This is a genomic window from Priestia sp. SIMBA_032, assembly GCF_046535215.1.
Lineage (GTDB): Bacteria > Bacillota > Bacilli > Bacillales > Bacillaceae_H > Priestia > Priestia aryabhattai.
Window position 1 is genome coordinate 43,904 of sequence record NZ_JAWRXD010000005.1, and the last position, 24,907, is coordinate 68,810.

The following is a 24,907-nucleotide window of genomic DNA, read 5'->3' on the forward strand; positions in this document are numbered from 1 at the left end:
AACGTTAGTAAATCCCTTGCGCTATTAGCGTACCCTTATATAAAAAGACATACTACGCCATTTTTTGGGCCGTATGTCTTTTTATTTTTGACGCATAATGTTAGAAGTAAATAGACAAGCAAGGGATACAATATGGTATAGTGAAAGCGTAAGATTTTTTACATATAGGAGGTACGAAATGAGCGTACATATTGGAGCAAAACAAGGTGATATTGCAGAAACGATTTTACTTCCAGGTGATCCACTTCGTGCAAAATACATTGCAGAAACGTTTTTAGAAGATGTAACTTGCTATAACGAAGTGCGCGGTATGCTTGGATTCACAGGAACATATAAAGGAAAGCGCGTTTCTGTTCAAGGAACAGGAATGGGTGTACCATCAATTGCTATTTATGTAAATGAACTAATGAATGAATATGGTGTTCAAAACCTAATTCGGGTTGGTACATGCGGAGCAATTCAAAAAGATGTAAAAGTACGTGACGTTATTTTAGCCATGTCTTCGTCAAGTGATTCACAAATGAACCGCGTTAAATTTGGTCCTATCGACTATGCACCGACAGCTAACTTTGATTTATTAAAGCGCGCTTACGATGCAGGTGTTGAAAAAGGCCTTCAGTTAAAAGTAGGAAGTGTATTTACATCTGATCAATTTTACAATGAAGACGGCCAGCTAGAAAAATTGGCAGCTCACGGCGTATTGGCAGTTGAAATGGAAACAACGGCTTTGTATACGCTAGCTGCTAAATACGGCCGTAATGCTTTATCGGTTTTAACAGTAAGTGATCACATTTTCACTGGTGAAGAAACAACGTCAGAAGAGCGTCAAACGACGTTTAACGATATGATTGTTGTTGCGCTTGAAGCAGCAATTAATGAATGAACATAAATTCATTTATTTGCTGAATGGCAGCGAAAAGCTGCGGCGTCACAAATAAAAAGACGAGAAGCAATCAGGCTTCTCGTCTTTTTATTTGTGAAAATTAATTGTTTCCAAACAGGAAATTGTATGGTACGATTTGATACGTTAAAAACGGCTTTGGTTTTCGTGAAAGTCGAAAATCGTATAAAAAATTAATAAGAGGTGATAAACCATCATGATGGCAAGTATTAAACAGCAGTGGTTTTCAAACGTTCGAGCAGATATTTTGTCTGGGATGACAGTTGCTCTTGCGCTTATTCCGGAAGCCCTTGCTTTTTCCATTATCGCCGGTGTCGATCCCATGGTTGGCCTGTATGCATCTTTTTGTATGGCAATTGTGATTGCTTTTACAGGCGGAAGACCAGCTATGATTTCAGCTGCAACAGGAGCAATGTCTTTATTAATGATTAACTTAGTCAAAGATCACGGCATTGAGTATTTATTTGCAGCTACTGTTTTAACCGGAATTATTCAAATTTTACTTGGTGTTTTGAAAGTAGGAAGGTTTTTATCATTTCTTCCTCAAACAGTTATGATTGGATTTGTAAATGCGCTAGGTATTTTAATTTTTACAGCACAGCTTCCGCATTTTCAAGGAGCAAATTGGATGATGTACGCAATGGTAGCCGGAACGCTGCTCATCGTCTATTTGTTTCCGCTCATGACCAAAGCAATACCATCTCCGCTTGTTGCCATTGTCTTGATGACGATTGTAGCGATTGTCTTTCATTTAGATTTAAAAACGGTAGGAGATATGGGGAATATTACGCGTTCACTGCCGGTTCTTCACTTTCCAAAGGTTGATTTATCAGTGGAGACACTGCTTATCATTTTACCTTATTCGCTTCCTTTAGCGATTGTAGGGCTGCTTGAGTCTATGCTAACGGCAACAGTACTGGACGAAATTACAGATACGCCTTCGAATAAAAATAAAGAAGCGCGCGGTCAAGGCATCGCTAATATTGTAACAGGCTTCTTTGGAGGAATGGCTGGCTGTGCCATGATTGGACAATCTATGATTAATGTAAAATCAGGGGGACGAGGAAGGTTATCTACCTTATTCGCGGGAGTCTTTTTATTGTTCTTAATTATGGTGCTTGGCGATGTTGTTAAACAAATTCCAATGGCTGCTCTTGTAGGCGTTATGTTTATGGTAGCTGCTGGTACATTTGATTGGCAGTCCCTTAAAGACTTAACGAAATATCCGCTATCGGATGCTATTGTAATGGTTGTTACGGTGGTTATCGTATTGTTTACACATAACTTAGCACTAGGAGTAATGGTAGGTATTGTTTTAAGTACCATTGTATTTGGCTGGAAGATGGCTAAAATCAAAACAACTTCACAAACAGAAGGCAATATGAAACAATACAAGGTTTCAGGGCAATTATTTTTTGCCACCATCAGTTTCTTTATGGATGAATTTCAGTATGAAACAGACCCAGATACGATCATTATTGATTTTAGTTCTTCTCATATATGGGATCAATCGGCCGTGATTGGCATCTCGAAAATTATCGATAAGTACGAGCGATTGAATAAAAAGGTTATTGTAAAAGGACTAAATGAAGAGAGTAAAAAAATCGTAAGGCAAATTGGCTTAACGTCGCTGACGCATAAATAAAAGGTGTGCAATTGCACACCTTTTTTTATGCCTTTCGTTTTAGTAGCTGTATGAGCCAGGTAAAAAAAGAAGTTGTAGATGAAGGTACGGATGTCTGTTTTAACAAAATAGCATAGGCTTTGCGCCGATATTGGTAATCAAGCATGCATATCTACTCCTTTTAAAACAGGTTTTGAAAGCGTTTTCTTTATTGTAGCATGCTTAATAGGGAGATAAAAGAAAAAAGAGAGACCATCGTCTCTCTTTAATCATTTCCAAACATATAGCGTTTGTGATGCCATGAGATTCCAAACATCAGACCCATTGCAAACATGTTCCCCATCAGTGAACTACCTCCATATGAAATAAAAGGAAGTGGAATTCCGGTAATAGGCAAGACTTGAATGGTCATACCGATATTTTGAAATACGTGGAACGTAAGCATTGAAATAACGCCTACACATAAGTAAGAATTGAATTCATTTTTTGTTTCAAGGCCTAGCTTGATCAAGTAATAAACGAGTACGAAGAAAAGACTAATAACAATACTGGCGCCTATAAAGCCAAACTCTTCTCCAATAACCGCAAAAATAAAGTCGGTCTGTCCCTCTGGCAAATAGACAACTCCATTACCGATTCCTTTACCGTTTACCATTCCTGATCCAATCGCATCTAATGATTTCTTTAAATGATAGCCCTCTCCCGAACTATACGACTCAGGATCAAGCCAAGAATAAATACGTCCAAATTGGTATTGCTTAACCCCTAGATACTTTTCTAATAGGCTAGGTGCATAAACAACAAGTCCCAAAATGACAGAACCAACCGCTGTAATACCTAAAAATGCAGGCGCGATGATTTTCCAGCTTACGCCTGAAACAAATACAAGTCCAACCGTGATTGCTAAGAACACAAGTGCGGTACCTAAGTCAGGCTGCTGCATGATTAACAATAAAGGTAAAGCAAGTACAGCGCCTAATTTACCAAGCAGTAAGAAGTCTTCTCTTACTGTTCGGATACGATATTTTTCATTGTGTTTAACAATGACCGTACTCAGCGTGATAATCAAAAACACTTTCATAAACTCTGATGGCTGCAACGAGAAGCCGGGAAGTGTGAACCAACTTTTTGCCCCGTTAATTTCTCTGGCAATACTTGAAGGAGCCACTAGTAAAAGAAGCAATAAAAAGTTCCCAAATCCATAAAAAACCCACGTTAGCTTTTGAAGCTGATCGGAGTCAAAACGCATGACAAATCCTATAATCACCATTCCAATAATATAAAAAACAACTTGTTGCGCTACGAAGTTCTTATCATACTGCCCAATTTTTTCAGCACTATGGATTGCCACAACGCTTACGCAAAACAATAGGAAGATTAGGAAAGCCAAGTTCCAGTCAAATCTACTAACATTTCTTTGATTTTCACCCATATTATTCACCTGTCACTATTAAATCTGATTCTTTCTTTATGATAAAAGAAAAATGCTGGTTTTTAATGCAAAGTCGATTAATGAAGAGTCGCACTAACCCCGCTTTGCAGTTTTTGCTTTGGATATAGACTTGCTAAAAGTAAGAAAAGATATGTCGCAAGCTGCGTTACCATACAGCCTTTTATTATACATGAATTATTCTATAACATAAATAGGAGAAATGATAACAATTTCTTTTTTCTAAAAACTCTATTTGTAGGGATTTATTCAATTCATCTTCTTTATCTCCTTAAAGGTTAATATGAAAACATATTATAGGAATTTATCTTTTTTTGCACGTGAAAAGATAAAGAAACGTGTATATATATAACGAAAGGAAAGGCAAATAGTTTCATATGAACGACTGAAAAATTCTAAACTGCGAGGACTAAATCTAGCAAGCTATACATATGAATAATAGTAAAGATAAGAGAAAGTGTTCTACACTATTTTTTTCTACATGCAGACATTCAACTTCTTAGCACCCCTACGAGTAAACAGTTGAGACAAGAATACAGTTATATTCTACTTTCTTGCTGATGAACGAACGTATGGAAGGTATACGGATAGATTACCGGATAAGAGACATAGGATATTAGGAAAATAATAGATAGAGATTAATAGAATCATAACGTAGAGAGGTGTGTTTATGATTATAGGGGCAAGTGTGACAGCATTTTTATTATTATGGTGGACAATTTTTTATAGCGGGCGCTACTATCATTATGTTTCAGAGCCTGTTGGCAAAAGAATTTCCCTTCACGTAGGAATACATGTCACCTTAGTGGTTGGAGTGAATGCATGTCTCTGGCTTGAGCAGCCGCTGCTTTTTTCTAGTATTTTAGCAGGGTGTGCAGGACTAGGAGCCGGATGGTTTGTAGGGATTCCTTTTTCGGTAAAAAGTATTTTAAGTGGAATAATGGGGGGCATAGGAACCGGTGTTAGTTTTTATATCTCTATGAGCATGTGGATGGATCAATTTAACTGGCTATCTTTTTTATTGATAGGAACGAGCGTTATTTTTAGCGGAAGCTCGTTATTTCAAGTGTTAAAATCGATTCCGTCATTTGAAAAGGTACTGGTGAAAATGTGGGTTCAACATCCTTTTCTGATAGCTCCTATTTTGATTACCGTATTTTGGCTGTATAATTTTATTGAAAAATATTTTCCGCAAGCAGATCCAACACGCAAGTAGTTTCCGTGTTGGATTTATTATTTCCTCTGATAAGGCTCCTCTTAAGTTTACCAAGTTTGACATCGTTCAATTAGCCTATAGAAGGTAAAAGTAGACATTCACCTATCTTCATTATGATGCATATTGTAACGTAGCAAGCATTATAAAGGGGGGGTGCGTATGTATCCATATCAATACGATCCACGTTTTCAAAATTTGTTTCCACCTGGAGGAGGCCAAGGGTTTCCATCGTTTCCACCTGGAGGAGGAGGTCAAGGATTTCCACCGCCACCACCTGGAGGAGGGGGCCAAGGGTTTCCGCCACAGGAAGGGGCTCAGCCGCCTTCAAGTCCACCGCCAGCTTTTACACCTGCACCAAAGCTAGGTTCAGGAGGTCCATCACTTTATGCTGTTGATCCAGGCGCTATTTCAGGATGCTTATACCGATATACTTATATATGGCCGAGAAATGGTCGACCTTACTGGTTTTACCCAACCTTTGTAGGCAGACGCTCAGTTGCAGGATATCGCTGGACAGGATCTTTCTGGGTGTATGCTGGGGTAGATGTAAATCAAATTCGAGAATTTCAATGTGTATAAAACTCCGCTTGCGGAGTTTTTTTGTGCGAAAAGGTTGACGCATAAAAAATGACGTTATATAATAAATCTCGAATTAAAGATAATTTGTTTAGTAATATCTCGAATTGATAATAATATACACTTTTTAGGAGATGACATTTATGGCAAATGTATTATATGTAAAAGTAAATCCGCAGGTTGATGAAGCATCATTTTCAACTCGTTTAGCACAGGTTTTCTTAGATGAGTATAAAACAGCAAACCCTACTGATACAGTGACAACGCTTGATCTGTATAAAGAAACAGTGCCGTTCATTGATGGAGATGTTTTAGCAGCATGGGGAAAAGCTGGAGCTGGTGAAGAATTATCAGCTGTTGAATTAGAAAAAGTAACGCGTATGGGTGAATTAGTAGAGCAGTTTTTACAAGCTGACAAAGTTATTTTCTCAGCTCCAATGTGGAACTTAAGCTTTCCTCCACTAATGAAAGCATATATTGATAACATTTTAATTGCAGGAAAAACGTTTAAATATACTGAAAATGGTCCAGTAGGATTAGCTTCAGATAAAAAAGTAGTATTACTAGAAGCTCGTGGAGGCGTTTATTCAGAAGGCCCTGCGGCAGAGCTAGAATTTACTCAAAGCTATTTACGTACAGTGATGGGCTTCATTGGGGTTCAAGATTTCCAACTGGTTGTTGCAGAAGGCATGGCTTACACACCAGCAGAAGCAGACAATATTCTAGCAAAAGCATCTGAAAAAGCAAAAGAAGTTGCGTCAACGTTCTAATCTCAAAAGGCGGAGACAAAAGGATTTTAGACGAAGTGAAAAACGAACCACTGATCAAGATATTTGATTAGTGGTTCGTTTTTTTGTTACGGCGAACGTAGGTTTCATGTTTGTAAGTCTTTCTAGCAGTTGATTGGAGGGCAAGCCGAAGATTCCTGCGGGAAAAGCGAAATAGGTGAGACCCCACAGGAGCGTATGCGACGAGGAGGCTCAGCATCCGCCCGCGGAAAGCGAAGTCTTGCACGGAAATCAACTGCGGTGTCAAAAGCCGTTCGGTTCATGTATAAGAGCTGTTCGTCTTTAGATCGGATTCATTTTTTTTATGTCTCAACCTCTTTTTTTAGGTTTAAAATTCAATATCCACCCTTCAAAAGATGTATAAAGGGTTACATGAAGTGCGGCATAGAGAACGCACTTCTTATGAAAACGCTCATACATTTTTATTTACAAGACAAAAAAAGCATGGTTAAATAATGACCATGTTAACGTAACACGGGATAGGGGAAGTTTTTCTGCAGAATCATTGGGGTATGCTACAAGTACAATCTAAAAAAGGGTGATTGAGATGTTTAAAAAATTATTTGGTAATAAGACAAAATCAAAAGAAACAACTGTTCTAGCTCCGCTTTCAGGTAATATCCTGCCAATCAGTGAAGTACCAGATCCAGTGTTCGCACAGAAGATGATGGGAGACGGTTTTGCAATCGAACCTTCAGAAGGACAAGTTGTTTCACCTGTTGCTGGAGAAGTCGTTCAGCTTTTCCATACAAAGCACGCGGTAGGCTTAAAAACAGAAGCCGGTACGGAAGTATTAATACATATCGGCCTTGAAACAGTGGCAATGGAAGGCGAAGGATTCGAAGCTCACGTAACACAAGGTGACAAAGTAAGTGTAGGAACACCTCTTATCACATTTGATTTAGCGCTTATTCAAGAAAAAGCGAAAAGCATTATCACACCAATCGTTATTACAAACAGTGATACAAGTGAAAGTTTCGAAATTTTGGCTCAAGGGACGGTTCAAAAAGGCGAAACGGCTTGTGCAAAAGTAACGATGAAGTAATAAGCAAGGCCTTTTCCTTTAAGAAAGGAGAGCGCATTTGAAGATTTTAAAAGTATTAAATAACAATGCCGTTGTCTTTAAAGAAGGCGGAGTTGAAAAAATTGCGATGGGTCCTGGTATCGCTTTTCAAAAAGGCAAAAATGATCTTATTAATGCTGCGAAAGTGGAGAAAGTCTTTGTCATGAAAGAAGAACAGGAAAAGTTTCAAGAACTATTAAAAAACCTTCCTGAAGAGCATATTCAAGTGGCGGAAGAAATCATTTCGTATGCGGAGCAGCAGCTTTCTGCTACGCTAAGTCATCATGTGCATATTGCTTTGAGCGATCATTTATCCTTTGCTGTCGAAAGAATAGCTCGCGGTATTTCCATCCAAAATAAATTACTTAATGAAATTAAATCTCTCTATCAGCCTGAGTATGCAATTGGAGTGTGGGCTCTTCAGCATATTAAAAAGAGGCTAGGAATTACGATGCCGATTGACGAAGCGGGATATATTGCGCTTCATATTCATACGGCGAAACTGAATTCACCGGGCATGCAGCAGCTAATGATGAATACAACGATTATTAATGAAATGGTTACGATTATAAAAAAAGAGCTGAATACGGAGATTGATGAAAACAGCATGTCCTATCAGCGTCTGCTGACTCACTTGCGCTTTGCGTTAAATCGCTTAGCGCAAAATGAACCCTTTCATGAGATGGATGAAGAAATGCTCGACGTATTAAAAGTCAAATATAGAAAATCGTATCAGTGTGCTGAAACGATAAAGCAATTTGTCAAAGATGAGTACGAAATTAATTTTCCAGAAGCGGAGTTAGGATATATTACGCTTCACATTTGCCGAATAGAGCAAAGAATATAGAAAAAAACATTGACGAATATTGTTGCTTTGAGTACAATGAAAGCGTATTAATTGAATAATCGGGATTGTGACTGGTAAAGCAGGCAAGACCTAGAATGCGCATGAAGGACAACTATGTCTTTTGTAAGCGTATTTTAGGTCTTGCTTTTTTTATGACATACAACAAGGAGGAAGTAAGATGGACGTAAAAGAAATTGCTAAAAAGCTTGTTCCGCTTTTAGGAGGAAAAGAAAATATTGCTAGTGCGCAGCACTGTGCTACGCGTTTGCGCCTCGTTATTCGAGATGAAAGCAAAATCAATCAAAAAGGTTTAGATGAAATAGAAGATGTAAAAGGGGCTTTTTCAAATTCAGGACAGTTTCAAATCATTTTTGGAACCGGTCTCGTTAATAAAATCCACGCTGCTTTTATGAAAGAACTAGGTGCTGAAGAAGCTGCTGCCCCAGCGGATCATCAAGAAGAAATGAAAAAGAAAATGAACCCATTTGCCCGTTTTGCCCGCATGCTTTCCAACATTTTTGTTCCCATTATTCCAGCCATTGTAGCCAGTGGTTTACTAATGGGGCTGCTCGGGATGATGAAAGCGTTCCACTGGGTCTCAGAAGATAGTGCGTTATTTGTCTTATTGGATATGTTCTCAGGCGCAGCATTTATCATTTTACCGATTTTAATCGGGTTTTCAGCTGCAAAAGAATTTGGTTCAAATCCTTATCTAGGAGCGGTTATCGGAGGGATTTTGACGCATCCAATGTTATTAAATCCGTGGACATTAGCAGATGCTAAGCCAGAATATATGGATTTGTTTGGCTTAAGTATTCCGCTGATTGGCTATCAAGGTACGGTCGTTCCGATTTTATTGGCTATCTACGTTATGAGCAAAATTGAAAAGGGACTCCGAAAAATTGTGCCGAATTCGGTTGATTTACTTGTTACGCCTTTTTTAACTGTTATTATCACAGGCTTTGTGTCACTTGTGTTTATCGGTCCTTTCGGTCGCTATATTGGAGATTTAATTTCGATCAGCCTTCAGTCTCTATACGATGTAGCCGGAGTGTTTGCAGGAATTTTGTTTGGTGGCTTATATTCAACTATTGTATTAACAGGCTTGCAGCATAGTTTTCATGCTATTGAAGCAGGACTGCTTGCTAATCCGAAGATTGGGGTTAACTTCTTACTTCCTATTTGGGCCTGCGCGAATGTAGCGCAAGGAGGAGCAGGGCTGGCTGTTTACTTTAAGACGAAAAATGCTAAAACGAAAAAAATTGCGATTCCAGCAGCTATTTCTTCCTTTTTAGGAATTACAGAACCGATTATTTTCGGGGTTAACTTACGACTTCGCAAGCCGTTTATTGCTGCGGCTATAGGCGGAGCAGCCGGGGGAGGCTACGTTGTACTTATGCACGTAGTAGCTAACGCATACGGACTCACAGGCATTCCAATGATGGCCATTGCTGCACCGCTTGGTATGAGCAATTTAATTCACTATATCATCGGTATGATTATTTCTGTAGGTGTTGCATTCGGCGTTACGTGGTTTATGAAACTAAAAGAAGACTGAGAACCAGCGGTAAGCATAGGAGAATAGGAAATGCTATTAGATTTGCTCATCATATTTTATGGTGAGCAAATTTTGTGTCGTAAATATGAAACTTTTTAAAAAGTAATACGTAGAACAGTCAAAGAGATAAGTTGATGTTGTGTAACAGGAATGTAAATGCTACACTACATATATTGGATTGTACTATTATAGTCAGAAAGAGAGCTGGCACATGGAATTTTATCACGATCTTTTTCTATATGCGCCGTATTTATCTGCTTTCGTTTTATATATCCTTTGTTATTATATGCTTCGTGAAGCTAGGTTTACGGCTTTTCATGCGGAACCTGTCACCGACCATGTGAATGCAGGGATTGATCCTTCAGTATTAACAATATGGAAAAGACGAAATGTATTTATACACGTGTATAGAAAAACACCAGTTAAAGAGAAGAATAATGATGAAGAAGATCCTTTCCTTCTGAAAAACACTTCATACATTTAGTCATTATTAGGAGGAAAGAATATGAAAAGAAATAAAAAATTATTATTGCTTGGTTTAATGGGAGCGCTTCTTTTAGCTCTAGCCGGCTGTAGCAGCACAAAAACACCAGTAACCGCAACAAGCGGTGGATTCTGGGATCATTATTTTGTTTACCCTTTATCTATGGCATTAACGAAAATTGCTGAATGGGCAGGCGGAAGCTATGGTCTTTCTATTATCATTGCGACGGTTATCATTCGTTTAGTTCTATTGCCGCTTATTTTAAAACAGCAAAAGAGCACGATGGCTATGCAAGCACTTCGTCCAGAAATGGAAAAGATTCAAAAGAAATATGCTGGTAAAAAAGATCCAGAAACACAGCAAAAGCAGCAAAAAGAAATGATGCAGCTTTACCAAACGCATAAAATTAATCCGGTTGGCGGATGTTTGCCAATCTTTATTCAAATGCCTATTATTATCGCATTTTATAATGCCATTGCAAGAACGCATGAAATTGCTCAGCACTCATTCTTATGGGTAAGTTTAGGAAAACCCGATCCTTACTTCATTTTACCGGTAGTTGCAGCGATTACGACATTCTTACAAATTCGTGTAAGTATGACGGATGAAATTCAACCTCCAATGAAAATGATGATGAACATTATGCCAATCTTCATTTTAGTAGCAGGGATTTCACTTCCATCTGCTCTTGCATTATACTGGGTAATCGGTAACTTATTCGGAATTGGACAAGGTTACTATTTGAAAAAACGTATGAGTTTATTAAAAGAAAAAGATGCGGCTAATAATACAGCACAAGCTAAAACAAAGCCATCACCAAAATCTAAGTCAAAATCATAATATACAAAAAGCGCAGCTATTCGCTGCGCTTTTTTATTTTTTCAAAAATGTGATGAGATGAGGAGATTTGTGTAACGCTATAAAAAAAGACAGGAGTGAACATGGTGAAAAAAATAGCGTTATGTCTGCTTTTTCTTATATTGTTCCCTATGCAAATAAATGCTGCCAATACAGTGAAGATAAGTTTTATACGGCAAGGAAACCTATGGGTATATGATAACGGTACCGAAAGACAGTTATCCTATGCCCGTCATGCCTTTATGCCTCAATGGTCATCACATGGAGATATAGTTGCTTATGCAGAAAATGATTCTTTAATGATTGCACCGTTAAAAGGAAAACCGCTACTTGTTGAACATGATGTGACTCATTATCAATGGTCACCGGTTGCTGAGGAACTTGCATATATTTCGAATGGAATCTTAGTATATTACAACGTTAAAACGCATGAAAAGAAGCGTGTAGCCGTAGGGGTTGATCAGTTTTCATGGTTTCCAGAAGGGAATCGATTTTTAATTACGTCGGCTGCTGCGCTGGCACCCACGGGATGGGGACCTGTAAAGCTATATACAGTGAGCAAATATGCAGGGTTAGATGTAAAAAAAGTAGAGGCTTTTACGACGCTGCCAGCAGAAAATGATTCGTTTTTTGCGTATACAACAAGCAGCTTCAAATGGTCTCCTAGCGGTCAATGGATTAGTTTTATCGCTATTCCAACGGCTTCGATGTCTGCAGATGCAAATAAGCTGTGCATTATTACAAAAGAAGGAAAAGCTTTTCAAGTAGTGGGAGATATACTTAATGTACCCAATTGGTTTAAGTGGAGTAATGAAGAGCAAGTACTGGCATTTATTAATGGGGAAGGAAGGTTTGCCACCGAAAATAAAAAGTTCACTTTAAAAGAGATGCCGGTTTTTAAAGAACATGTGTTTACTCCAAAAGGCTTCGCAGATTGGGATTTCACTTGGACAGAAAAAGATAACATCATCATTTCACGTGTGCCCGAAGCAGGGTGGTCGAATGATGAAAAAAAGAGGCCACTGCCTTTTTTGTATAGCATGAATGTAAAGACCAATAAGCAAAGTCAGTTCACATTTCCACAAAAAGGCTTGGGAGATTACGCGCCTGTTTATCATAAAGCAACAAATCAAACGATGTGGATTCGCACAAATCGAAAACAAGCAAATCTTTTAACCCGCGTAAAAGATACGAAAAATGACAAGGTACTCATTTCAAATTTAGACCTGCCGGGAAATTATTATGAGCTGTATCGGTGGAATGAAGTATTTAGCGTGTACAGTCCTTAATAGCTAATTAAAACATAAGAAACTAAGGTGAAAATATGAATATACGATTGTTGGCAAAAGAAGACGCTGACGTGTACTTTGAACTCCGTCTTCGTGCTTTAAAAGATCATCCCGAAAGTTTTATTTTAAGTTATGAAGAAGAATATGAAAAAGAAATTGCTGATATTCGAAATTATTTTCCCAGCAGCCAATCAGAATTTGTAGTAGGAGCTTTTATGGAAAAACAGCTTGTAGGGATTGTAGGGTTTCAGCAGCAAAAGCCTTTAAAAGTTCAGCATAAAGGAGATATTTGGGGCATGTACGTAGCCCCTGAAGCAAGGGGAAAAGGTCTTGGAAAGAAGCTGTTAAAAGCCGCTGTTGAACAAGCTTTTTCCAAAACGAATGTTTTACAAATCTATCTAGCTGTCGCTGCTAAAAATGAAGGAGCAAAAGCCCTATACAAAAGCCTCGGTTTTACTTCTTATGCGTATGAAAAAAGAGCTCTTCAAGTGGATGGTGAATTTATTGATGAAGAGCATATGGTATTGTCTATGAAAAGCCTTTGATCATGTCAAAGGCTTTTTTGTGCGGGAAAAATTTAGCTGAAACGTATAGAGATGGAAGCACATTCCCCCTAAATATGCTATGATTTAACATATAGGATTATGGAGAGGCGAGGCAGCAGATGGAAAAACTGATTGAATTAAAAAATGTTGCAAAAGTATACAAAAAACATACCGTATTAGAAAACATTCATACGACCCTTTATAAAGGAGAGACTGTCGCGATTGTTGGAAAAAACGGTGCGGGAAAAAGTACGTTTTTAAAGCTAATTGGCGGATTATCGAAACCGACTAAAGGAACAATTAACCTTCATAAAGAAACCGGTACGCCTGGATTTGTGGTGGAACAATTTCCTCAGGAGCTGCGTTTTACGCTAGCAGGTTATTTGCAGCACATGGGACGAATTCAAGGATTGTCTAAGAAAAAGCGCACCTCTCGAATTGAAGAGCTGCTCGAAACTTTCGAAATGGTAGAGTTTAGACATGAAGAGATCATTTCTTTTTCAAAAGGAATGAAGCAAAAAGTCAACATGATGCAAGCGCTGCTGAGTTCTTCTAAGCTGCTATTGCTTGATGAACCTCTATCAGGATTGGATGCTCGTGCTCAGCTAGAAGTAGAACGGATTTTTACAAAGCTCAAAGAACGAGGGATGACCATTGTATTTACGTGTCATGAAGAAAGGCTCATTCATGCTGTAGCGGATCGTGTTATCACTATTGGCTCACAGCGCATTTTAAAAAATGAGCGCGTTCAACTCATTGAGCATTTAACGGTTATTGAGGCAAATGTCATTCTCAATAAGCCGCTTCGTTTATTAAAAGAAAAGTGCACGAAAATTGAACAGCACGGAAACTACTGGATTTTTTATATTGATAAAAAGTATGTAAATGAGTTTCTTGCAGAATTGCTTGCTGTTCAAGCTGAAGTTGTAAAGCTATATCATATGGAAAGGGAAGAAATTTAAGATGGGTGCATTGATTCGCTATCATTTTATTACATACATTAAATCGTATCGATATATTCCGCCGCTTGCACTTTATATTATTTCGCTGTGTATGAACTATACATATAGACCGAACCCGGTGCTTGATAGCTTTTTTAATACGGCACTTTTCCTCTTTTTTCTAACTACTTGGTTTACGATGTCGCTGTTTCACGCGGAAGATTCCAGTCAAGAAGTTATTACAAAACTTCATGTAGGGAAAAAGAACAAGTACTTTATGAGCAAGCTTATTAGCTGTATGCTGCTGTTTACGTTTTTATCAGCGGTTTCCATTGCTTATCCCGTGCTGCTTGATATGTTTGAAGTGGATATATCCACTAAGCAAATGTTGTTTGGGTTTATTATTCACTGGACGTTTAGTTTGCTTGGTATGAGCATAGGTCTTGTTTTTACAAGAGATGTTGTAAGAGAAGGCAGCTTATCGTGGTTTGGACCTCTATTTATTTTAATCATTACGCTTGCAGCGGCAGGCGTTTCATTTCCGTATCAAGGAGGGGGACTGCTGCTGTATGTATTGCCGCCCGTATCTGCAATCATTCAATTTATTAACGATGGATTAAACAAATTTTTAGTGTTTGGCTGGGCTTTGCTTTATGCCATAGCATTAATTAGCCTGTACTTGTGGAGAGCGAATAGAAGAGATGTATAAAGAATAAACACTTGCCGCGGCAAGTGTTTATTTATTATGAAGCACGTTATAAAGACGATCCGGGTAATTAGTAAACATGCCGGTTACGCCCCACTTGATAAGTGTTCTCATTTGTTTTTCATCATTTACTGTATACGGATGGACGTCTAAATCATACGAGCGAGCTTTTTGTACATATGGTTTTGTCAGCGTGTTTGCGTTAGGACCGATGCCGTTCGCGTACGTTTTAATTTGTCTGAACTGCTGATCTGTTAACATATTGGTTTGCTTGGAACGAATCAGTTGAATTAGTTTCATAGTAGGTCGGTATCGATGGACGGTTTTTAAGCTTTCAGGACTAAATGATTGTACAATAACATGATCAGTATGAATGTTGTACTTAGCCATCAGCGTTAACAATTCTTTTTCCATACCTGGATATTCATGAGGAGATTTTGTTTCAATATAATAGTTTGTTCGATTGCTAAACGTACGGAATATTTCTTCTAAGGTTGGAATGACGGCTTTTTTACTACCTTTTCCTGCGTTCAAACGCTGAAGCTGCTTCACTGTATACTGTTTTACATATCCTGTTCCATTTGTTGTGCGGTCAACTTTGTAGTCATGAATTGCTACAAGCTGCTGATCTTTAGACATATGAAGATCAAGTTCAAGATAATCTGCTTTTTGCTGTACGGCGGTGAGATAAGATTGCATCGTATGCTCTGGCTCATATCCTGATGCGCCTCGATGAGCAATAATTGCTACTTTTTCTGCTTGAGTAGAAGCTGCCTGCGTATGTATAAATATAAAAATACCGCATAAACAAAGAGTGAGTGAGCTTACAAACCACCATTTTAGTCTCATATCAAAACTCCTTTTTATTGAGGGGTCGTGCATTAGTTTACTAGTGAGATGTTGTGTTCATATTAAGGCTATGTAAATATTTAAATAAAACGAACCAGTGTGTAATTAAAAGTAATAAAGGCCGATGGTCAGTGAGAAACATCGGCTGTTTTTTCCGGGCGGAGGCTTGTATAAATAACGAGTCTGCGCTCATGAGTTTTCTGTTTATGATCAAATGTTCCCGTACAGGTGATTAAATTAAGCTGATGTTGAAAAGTTGGCCCGAAAATCTCTCTGATAGGAGCAGAATCTCGGGGGTAAGAAGCTTTATTGGTAACAACAAAGACCAGCTGCTGACCTTGCTGATCGGTTACAAAAATTTCATCTCCTTTTGTGAGCTTGTCGAGATGATAGAAGATAGCGGGTCCTTTTTGGTCATCAACATGTCCTGCAATGACAGCATTTCCTTCCTCTCCGGGTCTTGCTCCAAGCTTAAACCAAGCTACATCATGACCATTATCAGGAACGCTCATTTCACCTTGATTAGTAAGGCCCATTCCTTTTATAAAAGCCTTGATATGAAGCTTCGGAATAATAAGCTGAGATGGAAGAGGCGTAGAAGCAGTCCCTGAAGATTTCAAGGATTGAGCCGATTTTGTTTCAGCCATCTTTACAACAAAATCCGTCGAGCCGTTTGCAATTGCTGATTGGGCAAACCAGCTGCTCATGAATAGTATAAAAGAAAAGGTGAAAACCCCTCCTATCCATTTCATTCGCTTTCGTATCCTCTGTGACGACGAACAACAAATATAGCGACCGCTCCAATTCCTAATAAAGTAAGAACCGGAACAATTGAATTATAATTCTCCTCTGAAGCACCGCCCATACCTGTTTTTGGCATTTCGGAAGGCATAGCTGTATTATCTTTTAATAACAGCGTTTCAAGGCTGTCGGCTTTGTTAATAGCGAGCACCGTGTAGACTGTGTTGGCTTCTAAATTAAGATTTGGAATCTCCAGTACTTTTTTATTGTCTTGACTAGTTGCGATGGTTAAATCATAGGTTCCGGCATCTACTTCAGAATAATTTGTCATTTGTTTAAAAGCAGTGTCTTTAAACAAAGTAGGGCCATGATTAATACCTACATTAACAGCGGGAGCATCTGGAGAAAAGTGAGCAATTCGTATTTTACTCTTTCCTTTAGCTACGTTCATATCATCTTGAGCTACTTTTAATTCTAAGTGTGAAACTTGGTTAATGGCAGCAAGGGTATAGGCTTTGTTTGCTTCGACGGTTACATTAGTGGAAATGACAGGTTTTTCTTTTCCTTTTGTACCTATAGCATATACCTCTACTTTATGAGACCCCGCAGGTACCTTAAGGTAATCTGTCACATCTTTAAACGATGCGCCGACTACGATGCTTTGATTGTCCACATATATATCTACTTCAGGTGCATCAGGTGATGCATGCACAACTCGTATCATTGCCTCCTGCACAGCTGCAGAAGTGAAATTATCTGAAAAAGCTAGCAATAAAACTGCGAGTAAAGAAGCAGCAATAATCTTTACACGGTTCATAACGTTTTACTCTCCTTTTAATCTAAGTTTGTCCTGTTAATCCCGTATGAAAAGTGGTGGGGATGCATTCACTTTTGAACATACTCGGGCATTTATTCACTTGTTATCATCTACAATTTTATCCAATATATGCATAATTTATTTCGTTAGATGAAATTTTTGTAAAAGAGCAGATAAATAGTTTGAATTTTGTGATAATATTAAAATAGAGCGTTTAGTTAGTAATTGATGTCTCGATCACAAAAAGGAGGGGAAGTTATGTGCTGCAAACGAATCATGAAATAAAAAAGGTTGTTCATCGTTCGCTATCAGCTAAAATGATTGTAAAGCGTATGCTGTTTATTTTAGTGGGGGCTCTTTTAATGGCCGTAGGACTAGAATTTTTTCTTGTCCCTAATGAGGTTATTGACGGTGGAATTGTAGGTATATCTATTATTTTATCCCACTTAACGGATGTTCAAATCGGCTTTTATATCTTCGTATTAAATCTTCCATTCTTTTTTATTGGATACAAGCAAATCGGAAAAACATTTGCGCTATCTACACTTTTAGGTGTTATCATTCTATCCATTGCTACCTCTATTTTTCACGACTTGCCGGTCTTAACAGGCGACCCTCTTTTAGCAACTGTTTTTGGCGGAATTGTTCTCGGTGTGGGAGTAGGAATTGTTATTCGATACGGAGGTTCTTTAGACGGCACCGAGATATTAGCTATTTTATTTAATAAACGTACGCCTTTCTCCGTAGGTGAGACGATTATGTTTTTTAATTTATTTATTTTGGGAAGTGCCGGTTTTGTATTTGGCTGGGACCGCGCTATGTATTCTTTAATGGCTTACTTCATTGCTTTTAAAACGATTGATATTGTGATTCAAGGTTTAGATGAGTCCAAGTCAGCTTGGATTATTAGCGAACAATATGAACAAATTGGTGAAGCAATCCTTGCTCGTTTAGGGAGGGGCGTCACGTATTTAAATGGGGAAGGAGCGTATACGGGAGATGATAAAAAAGTGATTTTTTGTGTTATTACCAGGCTTGAAGAAGCAAAGTTAAAAGCGATTATCGATGAGATAGATCCATCTGCTTTTTTTGCTGTAGCAGCTATTGCTGAAGTCAGGGGAGGAAGGTTTAAGAAACGAGATATTCATTAATGAAGGTTGTCTGCTAATGAGGCTGTCCCGTTATTACATGCAGCAGGCTTTTTAATTTTCTCTCTTTGTTTTGAGTATATGGAATGGTTTATGTCATTTCTGCTGCGTCCTGCTTTGGGCATATCGAACCCCTCTTTTTTCTTGTATATCTTTAAAACAAACATGTAAAATGTCTAAAAGGTATAAAAAGAGTACATAGTAAAAAAACAGGAAGAGGGAGTGACATGAAAAAAACGTTAAAAATACTAGGAGTCGGTCTTGCCGTTCTTGTTGCAGTAACCGCTGCTTTTTTTGTTATATGGTCAGGTTTTGATTATGAACCTTCCAAGCAGCTTCACTCACTGGTAGATGAGAAAAAAGTAGTGGAAAAAGACGATTATTACGTATTTAAGCCTCAAACGAACAAAGAGATAAAAGCCGGCTATATTATTTATCAAGGTGCTAAAGTAGAGCCGTTAGCATATGGCTATTATGCTCAGCAAATTGCAAATGAGGGATATCTTGTTGCTGTTGTAGATGCTCCGTTTAATATGAGCTTCTTTAGTCAAAACAAAGCGACGGATATTGTGAAGAGCTACCCGAAGATTTCCGCATGGTTTATCGGAGGGCATTCCCTTGGAGGAGTTAGTGCAGCCTCTTATGCGTATGATCATCAAAACTCAATAAAAGGTTTAGTTCTTTTAGCATCGTATCCGATGAATAAAAATGATTTTTCAACCTCCACTTATCCTATTTTGTCTTTAACCGGTGAGAGAGATGGTTTGTCGACGCCTGAAAAAATTAAAGAAACCAAGCATTTACTTTCAAAAAATACGGAGCTGGTCCAAGTAAAAGGAGCGAATCACGCACAGTTTGGAATGTACGGGAAACAAAAAGGCGACAATAAAGCCAGTATTTCTCCTAAAGAGCAGCAGGATGAGCTAGTAAAAAGAACGATCAAGTGGGTAAACAGTCAAATGAAAAAGTCCGTCAGTAACTAACTGATGGACTTTTTTTCTTTTTTTGAAAATAAAACTTGAAAAAATAACCAACTAGTTATATAGTTAGTTACACGAGTAATGAACCACTTAAGTGAGGTAGTCAAAATGAAACAATCATTAGATCATCAGCGACCAATTTTTCAACAAATCAAAGAAACGATCGAAGAGAATATTTTGAATGATGCTTTTCCAGAAGAAGAAAGAGTACCGTCTACGAATGAATTTGCCAAAATGTATCGCATTAACCCTGCAACGGCAGCTAAAGGAATTAATCAGCTAGTGGACCATGGAATATTGTATAAAAAGAGAGGGATAGGGATGTTTGTATGTGCGGGTGCCAAAGAAGTATTGCTTACACAAAGAAAAGAAGAATTTTATAACCGTTTTATCGTTCCGCTGAAAAAAGAAGCACAGCATTTAGGAATTACGGTAACCGAGTTAAAAGAGCTGTTAGACAAGGGGGAAATAAAATGAATATAGAAGCGCAGCTGTTAAATAAATGCTATGGATCTAAACACGTATTAAAAGACATTTCACTTACACTAGCAAAAAATAAGATATACGGGTTGCTAGGTAGAAACGGAGCGGGCAAAACGACTTTGATGCAAATTGTAGCCGGGCATATTCCAGTTACGACAGGAGAGGTAAAAGTGGGCAATCAATCTCCATTTGAAAACCGCTCTGTTTTGCAAAACATCTGCTTAATTAACGAAAGCGGAAATTTCAAAAAAACATTAAAAGTCAAAGACGTGTTAAAAATTGCGTCACTTTTTTATCCTTACTGGAGCGAAGAAGCTGCTGAGAGGCTTATGGAAGAGTTCGATTTAGATTGTAATATGAAAGTGAAAGCATTATCTAAAGGTATGGAATCAGCATTAGGAATTATTGTTGGGCTATCTTCCCGAACGAGCATCACAATCTTTGATGAACCTTATATTGGACTTGATGCTGCGATGCGAGCGCGTTTTTATGAGCTTCTATTGGATGAATATGAAGAATATCCACGCACGTTCATTATTTCAACGCATCTAATTGATGAGGTAAGTAATTTATTTGAAGAAGTACTCATTATGCAAAAAGGAAAGCTGATTCTTCAGGATACGGCAGAAAATTTGCAGCAGCGCTGTGTAAGTGTGAAAGGACCTAAAAGTCAAATTGAAGAATATGAAAAAGGAAAGCAAGTAATCCATGAACAAGTATTCGGAGGAGAGAAAAAAATAGTGCTCTTTAATGAAGATATTTATGCTGAGGAGCTTGTCGACAGTTCATTTCATATAGAAGTTGTTCATATACAGGATATTATGATTTATCTTACAGCAAATCGTGGAGGTGTAGCGTAATGAAAGGACAGTTTGCCGCCATTAGTTATTCGCTCTACGTTGAACTAAAGTATTTAATGATTCGCTTTTGGACGATTCTGTTAGCCTTTGTTGTAGTAGATATTTTAGTTTTCAGTCAGGTGAATGAGCATCTTCTATTAGTAACAAGTATGCCGCAGTACATCTTTTCAGGTATTGTAAGTTTTATTATCATTCGAAAAAGTTTTTCCTTTTGCTTAAAGTTAGGAGCTACTCGTAAAGCATATCTTTTAACGATGACCTGTGTTTTTGCTTTATTTGCAATTGTAATGTCCCTTATCAATGTTGTCATCATGAGCATTTCAATAAAGGTGATTAATAGTTTGAATTTAATGAATATTCAACTTTATTATGCGAGCGATTTTATCTTTCATGGCTCCACTGTCACTGTTCACTTTTTAACGGACGCTGTATTTATCTTTTTTATTACAGCAGCATCGTGTTTGCTCGGCAGCATCGTTTATAAATTCGGGCAAACAGGAGGGATGATCACAGGTGCTGTTTTAATTTTATTGTTTACGATTCCAGTGACAAAAGAACCGGTTATTCATTTTATAAAAAGCTTTTCGAACGGGTCGTTGTTACTTACATTCGGAACAATGGTTATCGCAAGCTTCCTATTCTTTCTTATCAACTGGCTGTTTTTAAAAAAAGCGTCTCCTGTCCATCAAGCCTAATAAAAAAGCAATCATTTCTTTACTGAATGATTGCTTTTTTTATTGTACTTTTTTAGAGCAAGCTGCATCAATATCTAGAATCCAGTCGTGAAACTTTTGCTGAAGGAGTTGAAGAGAAGACTGATTGTTCGATACAATGTCCAGTCCACGCTCATCGTATAGGTGGAAGATGGTTTCTTTATTCAAATTCACAATGTAACACTCTTCTTCAATAGCCGGATGAATATGAAGGTCGCGGTTGGCAATTGATTGCAAAAGAAACTTTTCTTTCACATCATTTGTTTTACAAGCAATAATATACTCAGCGTTATTTAATAATGCTACGGATTGAACTTCCTGTTTCTTCAGGCGAGAGCGAATGAATTTTTTAATAGCTGTTTCTTTTTTCTTTTTTAAAAGTAAATCATCCTGTGCAGCATTCGCTTTGAAAACAAGTAAGAGCTCATCATTTTTTTCATGGAGTGTCTCAAAAATTTCATAAGCGCGTGCGTACACATTTTTCATGTATTCTCGTTCCCACACGCCTTTTTGATTGGTAAGCGTAAAGCGGATACCTGCGGGCGCGTTATAAAAAAGAGGTCTTTTCATTTGAACATTTGGAAACATTGTTGTTAAGTATGATTGAAGCCGCATTGTAGTCATACGCAACACCTCATTTAGTTTAGTCCTGACTTAATATGTTGAGTTTAGTCTATCACGTGATTAGCTAAATTTGTAAAGAAGTAATGTTATTTAATCAAAAGGTAACCAAACTGTTATATTTTGTTGATTTTGCATTATTTCTTTACACAACCTTTGCGGATGAACAGGTTTTTTTATACGCCTGTCGTATTACTTAACGTAGTAACGACGTGAAGAAAGGATGATATACGGTGAAAAAACAGCTTGTTCTTATTTCAATTATTACAGCTGCTTTCTTTGTTCTCATTTTTCACAAAACGATCTTTCAAGAAGGTAATCCTCTTCCTATTGCATGGAGTATTGTAAAATTAAAGTCTTCGGGCGAAGACGTTGTGCAAATATCGGATAAGCCTAAAAGGTATCTCATTCATTCAGATGACTACTTAACGTTTATTAAACAAATGAAAAAGAAAAAAGTGAATTTTCAATATCAAGATGATAAAAAATTTTATTTTAATAACGACAATGAACGCCAGCTGTTCGTCAGCAAAAACTATACCGATAAGTTCACGATTATGGAACTAAAGAAAAAAGAGCTAACTGAAGCTGGCGTTGAGTAATAAGAGCTAATCCCTGCCCTGTGTCCCAAAATCTTTAATTTGAACATGAACATGATAGTCGATAGTCGACTGGCTAAATATTTCATCCCATTCATGCTGATGTTTTTTCCAAAAATGAGGATAATGAATTCGTACGTAATCATGCAGGTCAATCACATCAGCTTTGTAGTTGTTTTGCAGTAAGCCGAGTGTTTTTTCCGCGTCTTTTCGAATGATTTTTTCTATTTTTTTTTCGGTGTTCTTTACATTAGAGGCGGCAAGAGCCTGTTTTGAAGTCTCCCAATCTTCTGATAGCCTGCCGCTTGTTTGAACATTGATGTCAAAATGAACGGAGTGATTTGAATCAATCCGGGCCTTCACATCTTGCTGAACATCGCCAATTTCATATGAGAAGGGGTATGGCCCGTGTTTGCCGTAAATAATTCCGCCTTTAATATTCCCCGTTAACCACGTTAAAGCCTCCACTTGGTGCTGAGTTAAGATGAATTTTGCTTTTTTATTTTTTATGATTGCCGCACCGTCTAGTTCAACGCTATTTTTAATTTTAGAAAGCCGCTGTATTAAAAAGCTTTGATCGGTTTTTAACTTGGCTGATAGCTCTCCCATTGTTAGGGGATTTAAAATTTTATTCGTTTTGAATTTATTGTAAACAAGCTCGTAAATTAAGTTTACAGGCGGTACAGACATTCCTTGAATTGTTAAAACGTTTTTAGCATCGCCTTTTGTAACAAACGCAAGGCTGCTGCGCCGTATTTCATTATCACGGACAAACTGATTGATAAGCGCATCCAGAGGGATGGTCTTGCTCGCTTTTTCTCCTATTAAAAGCGCTCGCTGATGCTGGCTGTATATAGGATCAGATTTCAGCGAAATATTTCGCGTGATTTCATGAATAGTAGGACCAGCTGTTGTAATGTTCTTGTATGGAATGGAAGAAGACATATTTCCGGATTCCGTTTCGGTTAACGTTTGATGAGTCAGCACAAGCTGATTTTTTCCTGTTTTTGGTTCGATTTTTGGTGTGATATCCATTGCCACTCCTATAACAAGAGCAAGTTGTTCAATATTCCGATGGCTCATACAGCCGCATAATAAAAAAATGGTCATCATGACAGGAAGACATTTTTTCGTCATTTGAACACAACCTTTTTTATTTTCATTAACATGCTGAAAAAAAGAGGAATCACCAAAAATGTCACTAAAAATGCCCAGCCTAATACCGTGGAAAAATGTGACACATCGCTTGCTGTTTTCGGCGCTAACGAGCTCATAAATAAAATGGGCACAAGAAAGATAATATTGGTAGTTGATCGGTTTTTGAAAATCGTTTTAAATCCTGAAACAGCTAAAAAGAAATACATTACAAAGGTTAAAAAAAACTGAAGAAGCCAGACAATAAGTAAAAATAATTCAAGCCTCTCAAAGAAAATTCCTTTTACTTCATGCGTCTGAACAAATTCAATCGTAGGCCAGACGGTCGTTTTTACCTCCGGAACGGATAACGCGCCGACAACTAATACGTAAGTGATAATATATAAAAGTAAAGGAATTGAAAATCCGATGATAGAAACTTTTCGTAAATGATTTTTGTTTTTCATATGCTTTGGAAGAAATACAATTGTTTCAATTCCTAAAAAGGAAACAGAGACGGTTGTAAAAGCAGAAAGAAGCGGGCTGAATCCATCGGCTAACACGGGCTGTAAGTTTTTTAAATCGACCATTCCGATACTAAGAAGATATAAGATAAGAAGAATGATGACCGTTACAGGAAAACATAGGGCCATTACTTTTCCAATAGAATTAATACCGCCAGTGATTAAATAGACGCCTGTCAAAATAAACGAAAGGATAATTAACTCAATGGGCATCGTTTCCAGTAAATAAAAATGAATCATTTCTGCCATAGCTCTTACTTCAAAACTTGCCACAGATGTGAAATAAACGACTATAGCGAAGTTGAAGATATTTCCAATCAACTTGCCGGTTACTTCTTGCGTGAAGTCAAACATACAGCTAATCGTAAAATATTTAACCATCCAGACTAAAAAAAGAACAATTCCAATAAACAAAAGGCCGTCCATAATAAGTACAATCCATCCGTCTGCATTATTTGTCTGGTTTGTAATGCTGCTTGGCAGTGTTAACAAACCGACGCCCAGCATGGTTGAAGAGATAATTGAAATGGCATAAAAGTCTGAAAGAAGCTTGCTTGATTGTGACTGTGATTGTTCCATATGGTCCTCCTTT

Annotated in this window: 27 protein-coding genes; 20 read left to right on the forward strand and 7 right to left on the reverse strand. The window is 37.8% G+C overall.

What is annotated here, in order from left to right:
• Positions 1-178 precede the first annotated feature (178 nt).
• Together deoD and SB717_RS17280 are read left to right on the forward strand one after the other, a co-directional pair.
• Positions 179-883 carry a purine-nucleoside phosphorylase gene (deoD, locus tag SB717_RS17275; RefSeq protein WP_013058711.1) on the forward strand — a complete coding sequence of 235 codons (705 nt, stop codon included), beginning with the start codon at positions 179-181 and terminating at the stop codon, positions 881-883.
• Between the two features lie 214 nt (positions 884-1,097).
• A complete protein-coding gene (locus SB717_RS17280; protein ID WP_410904301.1) occupies positions 1,098-2,546 on the forward strand; it encodes a SulP family inorganic anion transporter in 1,449 nt (482 codons plus the stop codon).
• A gap of 244 nt (positions 2,547-2,790) precedes the next feature.
• Here SB717_RS17280 and SB717_RS17285 read toward each other — a convergent pair whose 3' ends face one another.
• Positions 2,791-3,957, reverse strand: coding sequence for an FtsW/RodA/SpoVE family cell cycle protein (locus tag SB717_RS17285; protein ID WP_013084672.1), 1,167 nt, complete (start codon positions 3,955-3,957; stop codon positions 2,791-2,793).
• 688 nt (positions 3,958-4,645) lie between these two features.
• On the opposite strand from SB717_RS17285, the gene SB717_RS17290 reads away from it, so the two are divergent.
• From SB717_RS17290 to SB717_RS17345, 12 genes are all read left to right on the forward strand, one after another.
• A complete protein-coding gene (locus tag SB717_RS17290; protein WP_050691585.1) occupies positions 4,646-5,191 on the forward strand; it encodes a hypothetical protein in 546 nt (181 codons plus the stop codon).
• A 159-nt stretch (positions 5,192-5,350) separates the two neighbouring features.
• Positions 5,351-5,770, forward strand: a complete 420-nt coding sequence (locus SB717_RS17295) for a transporter (protein WP_410904302.1) — start codon at positions 5,351-5,353, stop codon at positions 5,768-5,770.
• Positions 5,771-5,910: 140 nt separating this feature from the next.
• The gene (locus SB717_RS17300) at positions 5,911-6,537 is read left to right on the forward strand and encodes an FMN-dependent NADH-azoreductase (RefSeq protein ID WP_014458563.1); all 627 of its coding nucleotides are present in this window, start codon (positions 5,911-5,913) and stop codon (positions 6,535-6,537) included.
• 565 nt (positions 6,538-7,102) lie between these two features.
• Positions 7,103-7,600, forward strand: coding sequence for a PTS sugar transporter subunit IIA (locus SB717_RS17305; protein WP_410904303.1), 498 nt, complete (start codon positions 7,103-7,105; stop codon positions 7,598-7,600).
• Positions 7,601-7,637: 37 nt separating this feature from the next.
• Positions 7,638-8,465 (forward strand): PRD domain-containing protein, encoded by an 828-nt coding sequence (locus SB717_RS17310; RefSeq protein WP_074677080.1) that lies wholly within the window; start codon positions 7,638-7,640, stop codon positions 8,463-8,465.
• Between the two features lie 178 nt (positions 8,466-8,643).
• Positions 8,644-10,023, forward strand: a complete 1,380-nt coding sequence (locus tag SB717_RS17315; RefSeq protein WP_114896547.1) for a sucrose-specific PTS transporter subunit IIBC — start codon at positions 8,644-8,646, stop codon at positions 10,021-10,023.
• Positions 10,024-10,234: 211 nt separating this feature from the next.
• On the forward strand, positions 10,235-10,507 hold the full coding sequence (locus SB717_RS17320; protein ID WP_013058702.1) for a hypothetical protein: 273 nt from the start codon (positions 10,235-10,237) through the stop codon (positions 10,505-10,507).
• A gap of 21 nt (positions 10,508-10,528) precedes the next feature.
• A complete protein-coding gene (gene yidC / locus SB717_RS17325) occupies positions 10,529-11,347 on the forward strand; it encodes a membrane protein insertase YidC (RefSeq protein ID WP_013058701.1) in 819 nt (272 codons plus the stop codon).
• 101 nt (positions 11,348-11,448) lie between these two features.
• On the forward strand, positions 11,449-12,654 hold the full coding sequence (locus SB717_RS17330; RefSeq protein WP_074677074.1) for a TolB family protein: 1,206 nt from the start codon (positions 11,449-11,451) through the stop codon (positions 12,652-12,654).
• Between the two features lie 35 nt (positions 12,655-12,689).
• Positions 12,690-13,199 carry a GNAT family N-acetyltransferase gene (locus tag SB717_RS17335; RefSeq protein WP_074677072.1) on the forward strand — a complete coding sequence of 170 codons (510 nt, stop codon included), beginning with the start codon at positions 12,690-12,692 and terminating at the stop codon, positions 13,197-13,199.
• Between the two features lie 119 nt (positions 13,200-13,318).
• Complete coding sequence (locus SB717_RS17340; protein ID WP_074677070.1) at positions 13,319-14,161, forward strand: ATP-binding cassette domain-containing protein; 843 nt, start codon at positions 13,319-13,321, stop codon at positions 14,159-14,161.
• A 1-nt stretch (position 14,162) separates the two neighbouring features.
• Positions 14,163-14,849 carry an ABC transporter permease gene (locus tag SB717_RS17345; protein WP_074677068.1) on the forward strand — a complete coding sequence of 229 codons (687 nt, stop codon included), beginning with the start codon at positions 14,163-14,165 and terminating at the stop codon, positions 14,847-14,849.
• Between the two features lie 27 nt (positions 14,850-14,876).
• Here the strand turns inward: SB717_RS17345 and SB717_RS17350 are convergent, their stop codons facing one another.
• The 3 genes from SB717_RS17350 to SB717_RS17360 all read right to left on the reverse strand — a co-directional run bounded on the left by SB717_RS17350 (position 14,877) and on the right by SB717_RS17360 (position 17,253).
• Positions 14,877-15,695 (reverse strand): glycerophosphodiester phosphodiesterase family protein, encoded by an 819-nt coding sequence (locus SB717_RS17350; RefSeq protein WP_410904304.1) that lies wholly within the window; start codon positions 15,693-15,695, stop codon positions 14,877-14,879.
• A gap of 128 nt (positions 15,696-15,823) precedes the next feature.
• Complete coding sequence (locus SB717_RS17355; protein WP_098622534.1) at positions 15,824-16,447, reverse strand: class F sortase; 624 nt, start codon at positions 16,445-16,447, stop codon at positions 15,824-15,826.
• Positions 16,444-17,253 carry a DUF4397 domain-containing protein gene (locus tag SB717_RS17360; protein ID WP_074677062.1) on the reverse strand — a complete coding sequence of 270 codons (810 nt, stop codon included), beginning with the start codon at positions 17,251-17,253 and terminating at the stop codon, positions 16,444-16,446. The genes SB717_RS17355 and SB717_RS17360 overlap by 4 nt, the downstream gene beginning before the upstream one ends.
• Positions 17,254-17,513: 260 nt before the next feature.
• Between SB717_RS17360 and SB717_RS17365 the strand changes: the two genes are divergently transcribed.
• The 5 genes from SB717_RS17365 to SB717_RS17385 all read left to right on the forward strand — a co-directional run bounded on the left by SB717_RS17365 (position 17,514) and on the right by SB717_RS17385 (position 21,419).
• Positions 17,514-18,404: a YitT family protein gene (locus SB717_RS17365; RefSeq protein WP_013058693.1), complete on the forward strand. Its 891-nt coding sequence runs from the start codon at positions 17,514-17,516 to the stop codon at positions 18,402-18,404.
• A gap of 224 nt (positions 18,405-18,628) precedes the next feature.
• Entirely contained in the window at positions 18,629-19,384 is a 756-nt protein-coding gene (locus SB717_RS17370) for an alpha/beta family hydrolase (RefSeq protein ID WP_144644017.1), read from the forward strand.
• 105 nt (positions 19,385-19,489) lie between these two features.
• The gene (locus SB717_RS17375; protein ID WP_028410922.1) at positions 19,490-19,858 is read left to right on the forward strand and encodes a GntR family transcriptional regulator; all 369 of its coding nucleotides are present in this window, start codon (positions 19,490-19,492) and stop codon (positions 19,856-19,858) included.
• Positions 19,855-20,724 (forward strand): ABC transporter ATP-binding protein, encoded by an 870-nt coding sequence (locus SB717_RS17380; protein ID WP_410904305.1) that lies wholly within the window; start codon positions 19,855-19,857, stop codon positions 20,722-20,724. Before SB717_RS17375 ends, SB717_RS17380 begins: the two co-directional genes overlap by 4 nt.
• Positions 20,724-21,419 carry a hypothetical protein gene (locus SB717_RS17385; RefSeq protein ID WP_095378678.1) on the forward strand — a complete coding sequence of 232 codons (696 nt, stop codon included), beginning with the start codon at positions 20,724-20,726 and terminating at the stop codon, positions 21,417-21,419. Before SB717_RS17380 ends, SB717_RS17385 begins: the two co-directional genes overlap by 1 nt.
• 39 nt (positions 21,420-21,458) lie before the next feature.
• On the opposite strand, the gene SB717_RS17390 is transcribed toward SB717_RS17385, so the two are convergent.
• Positions 21,459-22,061 carry a DUF3885 domain-containing protein gene (locus SB717_RS17390; protein ID WP_410904306.1) on the reverse strand — a complete coding sequence of 201 codons (603 nt, stop codon included), beginning with the start codon at positions 22,059-22,061 and terminating at the stop codon, positions 21,459-21,461.
• A 230-nt stretch (positions 22,062-22,291) separates the two neighbouring features.
• On the opposite strand from SB717_RS17390, the gene SB717_RS17395 reads away from it, so the two are divergent.
• Positions 22,292-22,660 carry a hypothetical protein gene (locus SB717_RS17395; RefSeq protein ID WP_013084654.1) on the forward strand — a complete coding sequence of 123 codons (369 nt, stop codon included), beginning with the start codon at positions 22,292-22,294 and terminating at the stop codon, positions 22,658-22,660.
• A gap of 6 nt (positions 22,661-22,666) precedes the next feature.
• Here the strand turns inward: SB717_RS17395 and SB717_RS17400 are convergent, their stop codons facing one another.
• Positions 22,667-23,794, reverse strand: a complete 1,128-nt coding sequence (locus SB717_RS17400; RefSeq protein ID WP_098621151.1) for a Ger(x)C family spore germination protein — start codon at positions 23,792-23,794, stop codon at positions 22,667-22,669.
• Complete coding sequence (locus SB717_RS17405; protein ID WP_074677052.1) at positions 23,791-24,894, reverse strand: GerAB/ArcD/ProY family transporter; 1,104 nt, start codon at positions 24,892-24,894, stop codon at positions 23,791-23,793. The genes SB717_RS17400 and SB717_RS17405 overlap by 4 nt, the downstream gene beginning before the upstream one ends.
• Positions 24,895-24,907: the final 13 nt, after the last annotated feature.